Origin of the sequence: Massilia sp. TWR1-2-2, assembly GCF_049897565.1 — a bacterium.
Classification (GTDB): Bacteria; Pseudomonadota; Gammaproteobacteria; order Burkholderiales; family Burkholderiaceae_D; genus JAFCUW01.
The window spans coordinates 1-14,009 of sequence record NZ_JAFCWM010000009.1 but is presented as its reverse complement, the minus strand read 5'-3'; the positions used below and the strand labels follow the sequence as shown (position 1 = coordinate 14,009).

Here is a 14,009-nt window from a genome sequence, read left to right as displayed (position 1 = left end):
AGCGGCGACGCTGTGTAAAAGGGGTTCCCGCGCACGCGGGGACCCCATTTCGTCGCGTAATCCGAACGCCGGCAAATATTTGCCTTGCATATGCGTGCATCTACACTATAATCATGGCAACAACAGTGTACCTGCACCCATATGCCCGATCCTACCGACAAGCTCCTCGGCTGCACCTGCTTCAAGCTGCGCAAACTGACGCGCAGCATGTCGCGCATTTACGACCAGCACCTGGCCACGGTCGGCCTGAAGACGACCCAGTATTCCGTGCTCACCAATGCCGCGCGCGAAGCGCTGCCGGTGGCCGAACTGGCCGACCGGCTCGGCACCGAGCGCACCACGCTCACGCGCAACCTCAAGCCGCTGATCGAGGCGCAGTGGGTCACGCTCGAAGCCGGCGCCGACAGTCGCCAGCGCATCGTCACAATCACGCCGTCTGGCCGCGCCAAGGTCGACGAGGCGTTCATCGCCTGGCGCGCCGCCCAGAGCGCGCTCGAAGACCTGCTCGGCCACGACACCGTGCGCAGCCTGCACGCCCAGCTCGACGCCACCCTTCTCCAACTGACCCCACTGATCGAGGATCTGCATCATGCCCACCCAGACTGAAATGACGCCGCGCGCCGCGTGGCTGCTGATCCTCGCGGCGTCGGCGATCCTGATGATCACGATGGGCGCGCGCCTGACCACGGGCCTGTTCATGTCGCCGATTAACACCTCGACGGGCCTGGGCATCGCCTCGATCAGTTTCGCGCTGGCGGTCGGGCAGTTCATGTGGGGCGCGGCGCAGCCGATATTCGGCGCCGTCGCCGACAAGTACGGCTCGGCCAAGGTCATCATCCTCGGCGCGCTGATGCTTGCCGCCGGCCTCGCGCTCACGCCGTTCGTCACCTCGCAGTGGGGCCTGCTGTTCACGATGGGCTTTCTGAGCGCCGCCGGTGCCGGCGCCGGCAGCTTCTCGATCCTGATCGGCGCCACCGCGCAGCGCCTGCCGGCGGCGCGCCGCCCGTTCGCGGCCGGCTTCATCAACGCCGGCGGCTCGTTCGGCCAGTTCGTGTTCGCCCCGCTGATGCAGGCCATCATCAGCAGCGCCGGCTGGATCGCCGCGATGATGACGATGGCCGTCACCACGCTGCTGACGATCCCGCTGGCGTGGCTGCTGCGGCGCGGAGCCGGCATCAAGAAAGTGGCCGGCACGCCCGCCGTCAAGCCGGTCGAGGCGCCGGGAATGGGCCTGGGCAGACAGATCAAGATCGCGCTGCGCGACCCCAGCTACCTGTTCCTGCACGCCGGCTTTTTTACCTGCGGCTTTCACATCGCCTTCCTCGTCACCCACCTGCCGGGCGAAGTGGCGCTGTGCGGCCTGTCGGCCGGCGTGTCGGCCACCGCGCTTGCGCTGATTGGCCTTTTCAACATCGCCGGCAGCCTGACAGCCGGCGCGCTGTCGACGCGCTATCGCATGAAGTCCCTGCTGGCCCTGATGTACGCCAGCCGCGCGGTGATCATCGTGATCTACCTGCTGGCGCCGAAAACGCCGATGACATTCTACGTGTTCGCCGCGGCACTTGGCTTTACATGGCTGGCGACGGTGCCGCCGACGGCGGGTCTGGTGGGCAAGCTGTTTGGCATGCGCTACCTGTCGACGCTGTTCGGGCTGACCTTGCTGTCGCACCAGGTCGGCGGCTTCCTCGGCGCCTGGCTGGGCGGCCTGTCGTTCGTCAGCTTCGGCGACTACACGTGGATGTGGTATGCCGACATCGTGCTGGCGATCGGCGCCGCGCTGATCAACCTGCCGATCCGCGAAGACAAAGTGGTGCGCACGCCGGCCGCGGTGGCGAAGGCGTAAGGCGATGGCGCGCGACACCTGGGCATACCGCGAAGTGGCGGTCGAATCGGTGATCGATCCACGCAGTGGCGCATTGCGGATCCGGCCGATGGCGGGGCAGGCGTTCGCGCCGACGCTGCCGGTGCAGTGCTCGCGTCGGTTGGTCGACCCGGCGCTGTATCCGGCCGGGACCAGGTTCCTGTTGTCGGCCAAGCTGACGGACCGCCAGGGCGGCCCACAGTTCCTATACGCCTACCATGGCGATCCGGTGGTGGTGTTCACCAACGCTGCGGCCAGAAAATTTCTGGCCGCTTTCCGGCGAGGTCGTATTTAAGCTGGGCGGGAACCATTGATGATCCTGCTTCTCTTGATACCTAATGGCGAGTACGGTTACAACATCACTCTGATGAAGATAGCGGGCGACGTATCCGGTTGCGCCGAACGTGATCGGCAATTCGCGAAACGGGGAGTCCATATCGTCGGTTGGTCTGCCGATTAGCGGTGGGAGACCAAGGGCTTGAATTGCCGTGATTATTGCTTTCGCAGCGCGCCTCGCTGCATTTGGATTTTTAGCCGCGAGGAATGCACGCAAGCGCTGTAGATCTTGCAGGGCCGTTCGGGCGAGTTTTACTTGTGGCATAGGGGTGGAGGCAGTTCATTTTCCTCGCCCCATGTTGCCAGCCATTCGGTCACCTCTTCGGCATCCACGTGCAGGCCCGTTTCCTGATAATCTTTCCAGGCATTGAGCGTGTCTTGACGAAACGTCTCGCGTTTCTCTTCCCGATCGAGGTACTGATGGATTGCCTCTTTCATCATTCCATCTGGCGTACGCTGGCGCGCGTCGGCCAGTCGCTTTAGGCGATCTTGTGTTTCTTGTTCAATCTCGACCGCGATGGCACACTGATTCGAGGCCGTCATGGCAGAACTCCGAACAGGTTTCAATAGCATCACATTAGCATCTTTGCGGCCGCGATTTTCCTGCGACGCCGTGACGGATATCGCGAAACCTGTCGGATCTCCGCTCGCTGTATACTGTCGTGTTTATTCTTGATGTGGTAACAATGCGTACAAAACAAGCAATGGTGCTGTCTGCCGATCACCCGCTGCGCCGCCGTGGCGCATTCGTCATGCTGTCGCTCGTGATCATCCTCAGCGGCAGCGTCGTGCTCGCGCAAGTGCTGCAGCAGCCGGCGCCGGCGCGGATGCCCGCCACAGCCGTCGCCGCGCCCGTCGCCCCGGTCAAACTCGATACCGTCACGGTGCAGCGCGGCGACATCCAGGACACCATCGGCGCCGCCGGCAAGCTGCAGCTGTTCCAGTACGCCGACGCCTACGCGCAGGTCGCCGGCCAGGTCAAGGACGTGACGGTGGCCGTCGGCGATATGGTCAAGGCGAACAGCCTGCTGGTGGAAATCAGCCCGACCTTGCAACCGGCCAAGGTCGAAAACAACCGCGCGCACATGGCGCGCCTGCGCGCCGAACTGGCCGACCAGCGCGCCCAGCTCGATTTTGCCGAACTGCAGTTCAAGCGCCAGACGCAGCTCAAGGCGCAGAACGCCACGCGCGAAGACGCTTTCGAATCGAGCCGCATGGCGCTGTCGTCGGCCAGGGCGCGGACCGACGCGATCGACGCCCAGATCCACCAGCTCGAAGCGACACTGAAGATCGAAGAAGAGAACCGCCAGCAAACGCAGGTGCTCGCGCCGATTGCCGGCACCGTCGTCACGCTGAATGCGCGCGCGGGCCAGATGGTCAGCACAAGCCAGCCGGCGGTGCCGCTGGTGCGCATTGCCGACCTGTCGAAATTGACGGTGGCTGCGCGCGTGGCCGAAAACGACGTGACGCGACTGCGCATCGGCATGCCGGCGACGTTCACCACGCCTGGCTATCCCGGACGCCACTGGAGCGGCAAGCTGCGCCAGGTGCTGCCGGTGCCGGCCGACGGCAGCGCCGAACACGGCAAGCAGACGTTCTACATCGTGCTGTTCGAAGTGAACAACGCCAACCACGACCTGATGAGCGGCATGAGCACGCAGGTGCAGTTCGTCGTCGCGCAGGCGGCAAACGCGCTGCTGCTGCCGGCCAGGGCGCTCGGCGTGCCCGATGCCGCCGGCGCCTACAGCGTCAACCTGGTCGATAGCAAGCAGCGCTTCAGCAGCCGCAAGCTCAAGATCGGCATGCGCAATGCGCGCGAGGTGCAGGTGCTCTCCGGCCTGGCCGAGGGCGACCAGGTACTGGTCGGTCCGGTGCCGATGCCGCCTGCCGCGCTGCCATCGAAGTCGATCGCGGCGGCGCCTTGACGATCCGCGCGGTCGGCATGATCGCCGCGGCATGCGCCGTGCTGGCCGGCTGCGCGCCGATCAAGCCGGTCGTATCGCCGCCGCCGAAGGTGGCGATGCCGGCCGGCTGGAGCGCCGGCGAAACGGCGAAGGCACGCGCCTGGCCCGAGCGCGACTGGTGGAGCAGCTTCGGCAGCGCCGAACTATCCAGCATGGTCGAAAGCGGACACGCGGGCAATCTCGAACTGGCGGCGGCGCTGGCACGCTTGCGCCAGGCCGAAGGGCAGGCGCGCATCGCCGGCGTGGCCTTGCTGCCGACGGTGGACTTCTACAGTGGCTCGGATCGTTCACTGCCGCTAGGAAGCGGCAGCACCAGCACCTCGGCCAGCGGCCAGTTGCAGGTCGCCTACGAGGTCGACTTCTGGGGCAAGAACAAGGCCAGCGTGGCCGCCGCCGCCGCCTCGCTCGAAGGCAATCGCGACGACCGCCAGACGGTCGAATTGACCGTCACCAGCGCCATCGTCTCGACCTACTTGCAGGTGCTGTCGCTGCACGACCGCCTGGCCAGCGCGCGCGCCCACGTCGCCAATGCCGAACACGTGCTCAAACTTGTGCAGGCGCAGCGCAGCGCCGGCGCCGCGTCGCCGCTGGACCTGGCGCGCCAGCGATCGGTGGTGGCCGGGCAGCAGGCGGCGATCCCCGACTTGCTGCAGCAGCAGCGCGAGGCGCAGTCGGCGCTGGCGATTTTGCTGGGACGCGCGCCGCAGACATTCAAGGTCGCCGATCACGGCCTCGACACCATCTCGCTGCCGCTTGTGACGCCTGGCCTGCCGTCCGAACTGCTGGCGCGCCGGCCCGATATTCGCCGCGCCGAGGCCAGCCTGGCCGAAGCCGACGCCAACGTGGCCGTCGCGCGCGCGGCGCTGTTTCCGAATATCCGCCTGACCGGCGCGCTCGGCGCGCAAAGCAGCGCGTTGCTGTCGCTGTTGAATGCACCGAACCTGGTGGCCAACGTCAGCGCGTCGTTGATGACGCCGATCTTCGACGCCGGCCGCCTCAAGCGCGAGCGCGACATCGCCATCGCGCGCAAGCACGAACTGGTGCAGGTGTATCGCGCCGCGGTGCTTGGGGCGCTGGCCGAAGTGGGCATCGTGCTGGGACAGATCCACAGCCTCGATGAACAGCGCAAGCTGAAGACGGTCGAACTGGAAGAGGCGAAGCTGGCATTCGATTTGTCGGAGATCCGCTACCGCGTCGGCGCGGAGGATTTGATGACGGTGCTCGACACCCAGCGTGCGCTGTCGGATGTGCAGAACGATCTGGGCATGTTGAAGCTCAAGCGCCTGCAGGCAACGGTGTCGCTGTACAAGGCGCTCGGCGGGGGCTGGCAGGCCGATGTGGTCGCCGGCGCTGCGGTTGGCGTTGCCGCCCAATAGCGGCAGGCGAGGCCCCTAGGCCTGGTTGAACTGCTGTGGCTTCGCCGACAGCACGAACGGGATCGCGAACGGTCCGGCCATGGCAACCGCCATCGACCTGAGCGCCGTTTGTTTCAGGTGGCGGCGTTTGGCAATATAGAGGCAAACGAAGGCCGAAAGCAGCCAGATCAAGGCGGGCAAGTAGGTTGTCATGATGAACTCCGAAAAACCGTGAAGGCCATGGCGGCCAAGGGAACTTTACCTCATCTCACTGTTGTCCGCTCATAATTTGTCTTGCTCCGTGACCCGCCGGACACCCGTGCGCGCCGATGTGGCAAAAGATGCAAAGATATAAGTATTCCGCCCGCTCATCGCTCCCGAAAGGACACACGTCATGACCACTCGCAAGATCGCAGTTATCGTTGGCAGCCTCCGCAAGGAGTCGTTCAGCCGCAAGGTCGCCAAGACGTTGATGCTGCTGGCGCCGTCGCAGCTGGAAATGGAAATCGTCGAGATCGGCAATTTGCCACTGTACAACCAGGACGACGACGACAATCCGCCGGCGGTCTATACCGAGTTCCGCGACACGATCAGGAAATTCGACGGCGTGCTGTGGGTCACGCCGGAATACAACCGTTCGGTGCCAGGCGTGCTGAAAAACGCCATCGACGTCGGTTCGCGCCCATACGGGCAGAGCGCGTGGAGCGGCAAGCCGTGCGGCGTGGTCAGCGTGTCGCCGGGCGCCATCGCGGCCTTCGGCGCCAACCACCACCTTCGCCAGTCTTTGGTGTTTCTCAACATGCCAGCCATGCAGCAGCCGGAAGCGTACGTCGGCAATATCGGCAACCAGTTCGATGGCGACACCGTCAATAACGCGTCGACCAAGAAGTTCTTGCAGGGATTCGTCGATGCGTTCGCCACCTGGGTCGAACGCCACGCGGATTGAATAGCCGCGACGTTTGTTTCGTATGTCGAAAGGGAAATGTCATGAAGCAGTCCCGTATCCTCGTCAACAGTCTGCTGGCCGCCGGTGTTGTCAGTGGTGCGGCGCACGCGGCAACGCTGCCGGCCCCGTTCGCCGAGCAGCTCGATGCCCACTATCCCGCGGTCGAGACCCTGTACCAGGAACTTCACCGCAATCCGGAGCTGGGCTTTAACGAACACCAGACCGCCGCCAGGCTGGCCAAACTGGTCAAGGGGCTCGGCTACGACGTCACCACCGGCGTCGGCGGCACGGGCGTGGTCGGGATTCTTCGCAACGGCCCGGGCCCGACCGTGATGCTGCGCACCGAGCTCGACGCCTTGCCGGTCCAGGAAAAAACCAACCTGCCATTTGCCAGCAAGGTTACGTCCAAGAATGCCGCCGGCGAGACCATCCCCGTGGCGCACGCCTGTGGCCACGATTTGCACATGTCCGCCTGGTACGCTACCGCCAAGCTGATGGCGGACAACCGCAATGCCTGGAGCGGCACCTTGGTGCTGGTCGGCCAGCCCGCCGAGGAGTCGGTAGCGGGCGCCGCGGCGATGCTGCGCGATGGGCTGTTCCAGCGCTTTCCCAAGCCGGACTACGCACTGTCGATGCACGACGACGCCAGTGGCCCGTCGGGGACGATCATGTACCACGCCGGTGCGTTCCGCGCCTCGTCCGACGTGGTCAACATCACCGTGTTCGGGCAGGGCGGCCATGGCGCCGTGCCGCATGAGACGCGCGATCCGATCGTGATGGCGTCGCGCATCGTGCTCGCGCTGCAAACGCTCGTATCGCGCGAGAACAATCCGATCGACCCGGCGGTCATCACCGTCGGCAGCATCCACGGCGGCACCCAGGCCAACATCATTCCCGAACAGGTCACGTTGCAGCTGTCGGTGCGCACCTTCAAACCCGAGGTGCGCAAGCGTGTGCTGGCCAGCATTGCGCGTGAAGTCAAGGGCGAGGCCATCGCCGCCGGTGCGCCCAGGGAGCCGCTGGTCGAGGTCAAGACGGGGACCGATTCGGTGTTCAACGATCCCGAACTGATCGGCCGCGTGGTCAAGACGCTGCAAGGCGCGCTCGGTCCGGAGTTCGTACAGGAGATGCCGCCCAAGATGACGTCGGAAGACTTTTCGCAGTACGGCATGCAGCCGGGAGTGAAGGCGATCCTGTTGCACGTGGGTGCGGTCGATCCGGCGCGCCTGGAAGCGGCGCGGAAGGCCGGCCAGCCGTTGCCGGGCACCCACTCGCCACAGTGGGCGCCGGACTTCAAGCCCACGGTGACGAATACCATCAAGGCCGAGGTTGCGATCCTGCTCGACCTGATGGCGCCGAAGCGCTGAGGTGTAATACCGTGTTCAGCGGCGGGACGGGGCGCGTCTGACCCAGTGCTCGGAGCTGCCGATCTGTGTGATGCCGATCGTCGCCATGACGCCGACGGCGAGCGGCAGCACCAGGTCGCGCACGCGCCAGCCGATGGTGTGCTGGATCACCAGAATCGGAATGCAGGCCAGCGATACCTTCGCCCAGAACGCCAGCATCGGAAACACGAACGCGCCTTGCTGCGACGCGCCGGCCACGCCGAGCAGCGCGATCGTCAGCGCGACCGAGCCGACCAGCACCGCGTTCGCCCCGGCCACAAACAGCCACGCCAGCACTGCCTTGGCGGCGTTCAGCTGCCGCGACACCGGCAACGTCAGCATCAATCGCCAGATCTGGTTCTTGTGCTCGTGCCCGTTGAGCAGGCTGGTGATCAGCGCGATATACAGCGGCATCATGAAGTAGCACCACAGCATCGTGCTGCCCATCCACAGGCGCGCCCAGTGCGCCTCACCAAGGGCGCCGATCGAAATTTTTTTCAGCGTCATCAGCACGTTGAGCAGCAGCACCACCAGCGGGACCGCGAACATCATCCACAGCGCCTGCGAGCGCTTTACCTTCAGCAGTTCCATCGACAATAACTTAAGCATGGTGCTCCTTCAGGAACCATTGTTCCAGCGACGGTGTACGGAAAACCGATTGCAGCAGGCGGCTACGGCGACATCACGCCGCAGACCGGACTGGGCAAGCTGATCGCGTCGTTCATGATGCTGCTTGGCTTGGGGCATCCTGGCCGTGCCCACCGGCATCGTCACCGCCGAGATGGCCGCGCAGCGCTTCAACCTGCGCGGCGCGGCGCGCCAGTCGTCGAAGCGCGCCTGCGCCGCCTGCCACACCAAGGGCCACGAGCCAAACGCAAGGTTTTGCAAGGACTGTGGGGAAGAACTGCCGCCCGTGCCGGAAAGCCCGGGCGGCAAGGCGGGTACTAGAACTTCAGGCCGGCGCGCACGAAGTAGTAGCCGCCGTTGATGCCGAACGGCGAGAGCGACGGGTACACCGTGACGGCCGAGTTATCCAGGTTGGCGCGCTGCTCGGCCAGCAAATTGGCGTTGACCATGTCCGGATACTTGTTGAACAGGTTGTTGGCGCCGATCGACAGCGACAACGCCGTGCTTGCCTTGTAACTGACAGGTCGGTCAGGGCGCGTCCCTTGACGGTGGTCTGGTAGTACAGCGCGCCGTCGGACGCGCCCATTTCGGACGACTTGCCGTAGTAGTAGATCGGCGGCAAGCCGCAAAAAGAACCGGCTTTTTTTGGCGCGCCGCAACACGAATGTGCGCCATGTCGACATCAAGCCGGCGGCAGGGGGCGATCCCGCTCGGCGCAAGGCTTGTTCGTTTGATACGGATCAAACTCGCGACGGCGTGGTGCCCTAGCCTTGTACCTCGTGCTGAAGACCGGCGCTTCCTTCGAGGAGTCAGCAGGTGTTCACCGACTAGAGGCCGCGACTGCGCGCATGATGCCGGGTTCGCCAGCCCCGTGCCCAGGCCCGCGATTCAATCACCAATTCCTTTTCAGAGGTCCACTAATGTATCCATTCGCTCAATCCGTTACCCCAGCCGTCCGTACCCACATGGACGCGCAAGTGTCGTTCATGAACGACGTTACCAAGTCGATGTTCAATTCGTTTCAACAGATGTGCGACCTGAATATCCAGCTGGCCCAGACCCTGCTGGAAGAGACCACTATCGCGGGCCAGCAAGTGATGACCACCCACCGTCCGACCGAAGCGCTGAGCGCTGCCAGCGGTCGTGCCCAGCCTGCGGCCGAAAAGCTGCGCGCCTACCAGCAGCACATTTCGCGCGTGGCGGCCGATGCCCAGGTCGAACTGGCGCGCGTGACCGAGCAGCATGTCCAGGAAACCTCGCGCACTGCCCAGGCGCTGGCGCAGGAAGTGCAGAAAGCGGCGTCGGAAGAGACCGAACGCGGCCTGCGCACTCAGCAGGAAACCATGCGCAAGTTCAGCGATCCATTCCAGACCAGCGCCAGCAGCCGCGGCAACGGCGGCGCTGCCAGCATGCAGAGTGGCAGCCATGGCGGCAGCCAGGGCGGCAGCCAGAGCGGCAGCTCGATGGGCGGCAGCTCCGACCAGTCCGTATCGTCCCAGGCTCAGGCCGGCAAGGGCACCAGCCCAGGCGCTACCCGCAAGGATGCGTAATCGCTACGTCAGCAAGTGCCTGAACTGACCGCTTCGGCGCTCGAAACGAAAAAGCCGTATCCGATATCTCGTGTGCGGCTTTTTTGCGTCCTGTTTGTTTCAAGCGTGCGCGGGCAGCCGCGTCTGGCGTTACCGGGCGCGCCGCGGCGCCTAGCCCGAACAGCGAGCGCAGCGGTGCAAAGCGGCGTCGCTTCATGCAGTTCGCTCACGTCGAGCGTGCGGCGCAGCACGTCGGCCAGGCGCATCAGCGTGGCGTCGGCGCGCGCGACATCGGTGTGCATCAGCGACGAGACGGTATTGAGCGCGTTGAACAGGAAGTGCGGCTGCATCTGCTGCGTCAGGCGCTGCAACTGCGCCTGGCGCAGCAGCGCGTTGGCCTGCTGCGCGGGGCCGAACCAGCGCCACGGGGCTGGCCAGCAGGTGGCGGTGGCGCGCGGTGAAGTGGTGCTGCACCAGCAGCAGCACGGTGGCCACCGCCATCGACGAGCCTTCCCACAACAGCGGCTGCCACACGGCCTTGCCCTGGTGGTCGCGGTAGTAGTCCTGCACGCTCACCGACGCCATCAGCGTCCAGAACAGGATCCAGGCAAACGCGTACGCTAGGTCGGTGCGGTTGGGCGTCACGCCGGCCTAGTCGTCGTCGTCGGCCGCAGCCTGGTCCTTGACCTTCTTGATACGCTCGGCGTCGAGCTTGGCCTTCATCGCGTTGACCTTGCCCATGAACTCGTCGACGTTGTGGTCCTTCGCCACCCGCATCGCCGGCGGCATCAGCACCGACATGTACAGTTCATCGCCGAGGCGCCCGCTGCGCTGCTCGTTGCTGATCAGGGTCAGGCCGGAGCCGAGCAGGGCCAGCACCACGCAGACGATGGCAAACCGGCGCGACGTGTTCGGCTTGACCGTCGACAGGTGAAAGTACAGCATGCCGGCTGCCAGCATGATCGCCACGTGCGAGCCGTAGCGGGTCAGCATCTCGAACGAGAACGCATACGCCAGCGCGCTCGATACGAGCTTGAAGACGGTGATGGCGGCCAGCCCGCAGCCGAAGATGAACAGGTGGCGCCCGAGCCGCGCGTGGCGGCCGAACAGGCGGTTGGCGAACGCCCACGCGCCGCTCCAGACCACGCTGGCGCCGATGCCGTAGGCGAGTGCCTGCAGGTAGCGGATCAGCTGGAACGACTGCGTGTCGTTCAGCCACACGGTAAATACCGACACCACGCCGATCAGGAACAGGCCGACCAGGCCGGGCATGCCGCCTTCCCACGAGTGGCGCGTGCGGTCGAGCTGCTCGGCCGGCACGGGAAAGTCGGCCGGGCGCACCCGCAAGGTGGTGTGGCCGAGCCGCACCACGGTGTCGCCGCCGACCACCAGGCGCGACGTGCGCTTGCCGCGATGGACCATGCCGTTTTTCGAGCCGAGGTCGCGCATCACCAGCTGGCCGTCTTCGTCCGCTTCGACGATCGCGTGGCGCGCCGCGCAGTGGGCGTCGTCGACGATGAAGTCGTTGTCGTAGCCGCGCCCGAGTCGAATCGGCAGCGCATCGACCTTGTGCCGGTGCAGCACGTCGCCGTTGCGCGCCAGGGTCTCGACGAAGTAGGGCGCGCTCAAAGCTTGCTTCCGCGGCCGAGCGCTGCGAGGAAGGCGCGGGTGGTGCGCATGCCGTTTTCATACGACACGCCGGAGACGTCGACGCGGCTTTGCAAGCTCGCTTTCGGGTCGTCCGTGGTGGCGGTCATCAAGGTGAAGTTGTACAGCCCGGCGAACTTGCGATAGGCGCGCACGCAGGTGACGGCGCGCACAGGCACCGTCTTGGTGGTGACGAATTGCTCGGTGCACGACGGGCCGGTCAGGCGCGCGTCCTTGCTTGAGCCGAGGTTGTCGACCTTGAACAGGGTGCTGGCCAGTACCGCGAAACGCAGCTTGTCCAGGCTTGCCGAGCGCACGTACTGGTGCGCCATCGCCATGTGGCCGGTCTGCTGCGTGTCCGACACGTAGATCGCCGACTCCATCGAGCAACTGATGGTGTCGGCGGTGAACGACGCTTCGGCCTTGACGTTCGAGCGCCCCCAGCAACGCACCTGTTCCGATTCGCGCACCGGCACCAGGTAGGGTCCCATCATCTTCACCGACAGTGGCGAATCGAGCAGGCGGTCGATCATCGCCTTCTGGTGCGCCAGCAGCTGCTGGCCGATCAACGGATTGAAGTCCTTCGGCGGCGCCGTCTGCGCGGCCACCTTCTTCAGCAGTTCCTGCGCGTAGCGTACCGGCACCAGGAAGCTCACCAGTTCGCCGTCGCGCCGCTTCGACACGTTCACGCCGGCGACGTCGCCCGACACCGTCACGCTCGGCCCGCCGCTCATGCCCGAGTTGATCGGGCCGGTAAACATCAGCTGGTCGTAGAAGCTGCGCGTGATGACGCCGTTGTACGAGCCTTCCGAAATGGCGAAACCGAGGTCGAGCGGATTGCCCAGCGAGTACAGGTACTGGCCTTGGGTCAGCCTGGCCAGTTTGTCGGGCACGTTGAAAAAGCCGGTGCCGTTGCGGTTGATGCGCACCACCGCCAGGTCGTGCAGCACGTCGACGGCCAGCAGTTCGACCGGGCCGCGGCGGCCGTCGGTGTCGACGTATTCGCCGGCATACACGTCCGGGTCGAGCGCCATCTGCGACACCACGTGGTAGTTCGTCAGCACCAGGTTGCTGGTGCCGACCATGAAGCCGGAACCGACGGTCGACTGGCTGCGGCCATTGCGCAGCAACATGCGGATCTGCAGCAGGTCGGCCTTGGCGGCGGAGTACACCTTCTGCGCGGCCGACGACGGCGGCGGCAGCGCTGCGTTGTTATCGACTTCGCCCGGCGCCGGCGCCGGCGGCGTGGCGGTCGGCGGCAAGGTCGACGGCGGCAGCGCAGGCGTCAGCGTCGGCGCATTTGGCGAGATCGGCCCGCGCGGCGGCGCAGCCGGTGTGGCCTGTGGCGCGGCGCTGGCGCCAAGGCTGATGCAGCAAAGCAGGGCGGCGGCCTGGATGAATTTCATGCAATCCTTCATAACGCGATGCGGTTGACACTCTTGCCGACAGCATAACTTATTTGGCGAGGATCGGCATCTGCCGCGGCATCGGGCTACAACTCGCCGTCTGCGGCGACCACTTCGTGCAGCGGCGTCATCATGTGGCCGAGCTTGGCCTGCTTGGTATTCAGGTAGCTGTTGTTGAACGCATTGCGGTTCACCAGCAGCGGCACGCGCTCGGCCACGGTCACGCCCAGCTTTTCCATGGCGTCGATCTTGCGCGGGTTGTTGGTCATCAGGCGCAGGCTCTTGATGCCGAACTGGGCCAGCATCGGCTGGCACAGCTCATAATTGCGCGCGTCGGCGTGAAAGCCGAGCGCCAGGTTCGCCTCGACCGTGTCGGCGCCGGCTTCCTGCAGGCGGTAGGCACGCATCTTGTTGACCAGGCCGATGCCGCGTCCTTCCTGGCGCAGGTACAGCAAGATGCCGCGTCCCTCGGCGGCGATCTTTTGCAGCGCGCCTTCGAGCTGGGCGCCGCAGTCGCAGCGCTGCGAGAACAGCACGTCGCCGGTCAGGCATTCGGAATGCACGCGCGCCAGCACCGGCTCGCCGTCGCTGATGTCGCCGAGCGTCATCGCCAGGTGTTCCTTGCCGGTCGCGTGTTCGATGAAGGCGTGCAGCGTGAACTGCGCCCATGGCGTCGGCAGCGCGCACGAGGTGGCGTAGTCCAACAGGTCTTCGTACGGTGTGGCGGGCATGGCAGTATCTCGATCAATTGCTGTAGCCGCAAGTGTAGCGGAAATCGGCCTCACCCGTTGGGGGGAGAGGCCGCGCCGCCACCGCCCAAACCGTTGTCAGACGACGGGGTCAGACCTGGGTCTGACCCTAATGCCGCTAAGTTAAGCTTTTTTTTCCTCAGTCGTCTTTTTCGTCAATCGTTTTTCGGGATAGCGCTGCGCTACTGCTTTAACGACCCGGGC

The 14,009-nt window shown here is 65.1% G+C and carries 18 protein-coding genes; 9 read left to right on the top strand and 9 right to left on the bottom strand.

Annotated elements, in window-relative coordinates:
* The first annotated feature begins 141 nt into the window (after positions 1-141).
* From ACP7DD_RS10260 to ACP7DD_RS10250, 3 genes are read left to right on the top strand one after another with little or no spacing between them, the layout of a single operon-like run.
* Entirely contained in the window at positions 142-606 is a 465-nt protein-coding gene (locus ACP7DD_RS10260) for a MarR family winged helix-turn-helix transcriptional regulator (RefSeq protein WP_426174717.1), read from the top strand.
* A complete protein-coding gene (locus tag ACP7DD_RS10255) occupies positions 590-1,843 on the top strand; it encodes an MFS transporter (RefSeq protein WP_426174716.1) in 1,254 nt (417 codons plus the stop codon). Before ACP7DD_RS10260 ends, ACP7DD_RS10255 begins: the two co-directional genes overlap by 17 nt.
* A 4-nt stretch (positions 1,844-1,847) precedes the next feature.
* Complete coding sequence (locus ACP7DD_RS10250; protein WP_426174715.1) at positions 1,848-2,156, top strand: hypothetical protein; 309 nt, start codon at positions 1,848-1,850, stop codon at positions 2,154-2,156.
* On the opposite strand, the gene ACP7DD_RS10245 is transcribed toward ACP7DD_RS10250, so the two are convergent.
* Together ACP7DD_RS10245 and ACP7DD_RS10240 are read right to left on the bottom strand one after the other, a co-directional pair.
* Entirely contained in the window at positions 2,067-2,462 is a 396-nt protein-coding gene (locus ACP7DD_RS10245; protein ID WP_426174714.1) for a type II toxin-antitoxin system RelE/ParE family toxin, read from the bottom strand. The genes ACP7DD_RS10250 and ACP7DD_RS10245 overlap by 90 nt on opposite strands.
* Positions 2,450-2,740, bottom strand: coding sequence for a CopG family ribbon-helix-helix protein (locus ACP7DD_RS10240; RefSeq protein WP_426174712.1), 291 nt, complete (start codon positions 2,738-2,740; stop codon positions 2,450-2,452). The genes ACP7DD_RS10245 and ACP7DD_RS10240 overlap by 13 nt, the downstream gene beginning before the upstream one ends.
* 143 nt (positions 2,741-2,883) lie before the next feature.
* Between ACP7DD_RS10240 and ACP7DD_RS10235 the strand changes: the two genes are divergently transcribed.
* Both ACP7DD_RS10235 and ACP7DD_RS10230 read left to right on the top strand, forming a co-directional pair.
* Positions 2,884-4,122, top strand: a complete 1,239-nt coding sequence (locus ACP7DD_RS10235; RefSeq protein ID WP_426174710.1) for an efflux RND transporter periplasmic adaptor subunit — start codon at positions 2,884-2,886, stop codon at positions 4,120-4,122.
* Complete coding sequence (locus ACP7DD_RS10230) at positions 4,119-5,537, top strand: efflux transporter outer membrane subunit (protein WP_426174708.1); 1,419 nt, start codon at positions 4,119-4,121, stop codon at positions 5,535-5,537. Before ACP7DD_RS10235 ends, ACP7DD_RS10230 begins: the two co-directional genes overlap by 4 nt.
* A 15-nt stretch (positions 5,538-5,552) precedes the next feature.
* On the opposite strand, the gene ACP7DD_RS10225 is transcribed toward ACP7DD_RS10230, so the two are convergent.
* A complete protein-coding gene (locus ACP7DD_RS10225; protein ID WP_426174707.1) occupies positions 5,553-5,729 on the bottom strand; it encodes a hypothetical protein in 177 nt (58 codons plus the stop codon).
* Between the two features lie 181 nt (positions 5,730-5,910).
* Here ACP7DD_RS10225 and ACP7DD_RS10220 point away from each other — a divergent pair, with 181 nt between their 5' ends.
* Both ACP7DD_RS10220 and ACP7DD_RS10215 read left to right on the top strand, forming a co-directional pair.
* The gene (locus ACP7DD_RS10220) at positions 5,911-6,462 is read left to right on the top strand and encodes an NADPH-dependent FMN reductase (protein ID WP_426174706.1); all 552 of its coding nucleotides are present in this window, start codon (positions 5,911-5,913) and stop codon (positions 6,460-6,462) included.
* Between the two features lie 41 nt (positions 6,463-6,503).
* Positions 6,504-7,829: an amidohydrolase gene (locus tag ACP7DD_RS10215; RefSeq protein ID WP_426174705.1), complete on the top strand. Its 1,326-nt coding sequence runs from the start codon at positions 6,504-6,506 to the stop codon at positions 7,827-7,829.
* Between the two features lie 15 nt (positions 7,830-7,844).
* On the opposite strand, the gene ACP7DD_RS10210 is transcribed toward ACP7DD_RS10215, so the two are convergent.
* Positions 7,845-8,456, bottom strand: coding sequence for an ABC transporter permease (locus ACP7DD_RS10210; protein WP_426174703.1), 612 nt, complete (start codon positions 8,454-8,456; stop codon positions 7,845-7,847).
* Between the two features lie 33 nt (positions 8,457-8,489).
* Between ACP7DD_RS10210 and ACP7DD_RS10205 the strand changes: the two genes are divergently transcribed.
* Entirely contained in the window at positions 8,490-8,795 is a 306-nt protein-coding gene (locus ACP7DD_RS10205; RefSeq protein ID WP_426174701.1) for an ion channel, read from the top strand.
* On the opposite strand, the gene ACP7DD_RS10200 is transcribed toward ACP7DD_RS10205, so the two are convergent.
* Positions 8,792-8,971, bottom strand: coding sequence for a hypothetical protein (locus ACP7DD_RS10200; protein WP_426174699.1), 180 nt, complete (start codon positions 8,969-8,971; stop codon positions 8,792-8,794). The genes ACP7DD_RS10205 and ACP7DD_RS10200 overlap by 4 nt on opposite strands.
* A gap of 468 nt (positions 8,972-9,439) precedes the next feature.
* Here ACP7DD_RS10200 and ACP7DD_RS10195 point away from each other — a divergent pair, with 468 nt between their 5' ends.
* Positions 9,440-10,024, top strand: a complete 585-nt coding sequence (locus ACP7DD_RS10195; RefSeq protein WP_426174697.1) for a phasin family protein — start codon at positions 9,440-9,442, stop codon at positions 10,022-10,024.
* 8 nt (positions 10,025-10,032) lie between these two features.
* Here the strand turns inward: ACP7DD_RS10195 and ACP7DD_RS10190 are convergent, their stop codons facing one another.
* The 4 genes from ACP7DD_RS10190 to ribA form a co-directional block, all read right to left on the bottom strand.
* Complete coding sequence (locus ACP7DD_RS10190; protein ID WP_426174695.1) at positions 10,033-10,374, bottom strand: histidine kinase; 342 nt, start codon at positions 10,372-10,374, stop codon at positions 10,033-10,035.
* Positions 10,375-10,654: 280 nt separating this feature from the next.
* Positions 10,655-11,632: an FHA domain-containing protein gene (locus ACP7DD_RS10185; RefSeq protein WP_426174694.1), complete on the bottom strand. Its 978-nt coding sequence runs from the start codon at positions 11,630-11,632 to the stop codon at positions 10,655-10,657.
* Positions 11,629-13,056, bottom strand: coding sequence for a S1 family peptidase (locus ACP7DD_RS10180; protein ID WP_426174692.1), 1,428 nt, complete (start codon positions 13,054-13,056; stop codon positions 11,629-11,631). Before ACP7DD_RS10180 ends, ACP7DD_RS10185 begins: the two co-directional genes overlap by 4 nt.
* 86 nt (positions 13,057-13,142) lie before the next feature.
* Positions 13,143-13,787, bottom strand: coding sequence for a GTP cyclohydrolase II (gene ribA, locus ACP7DD_RS10175; protein ID WP_426174691.1), 645 nt, complete (start codon positions 13,785-13,787; stop codon positions 13,143-13,145).
* Between the last annotated feature and the right edge of the window lie 222 nt (positions 13,788-14,009).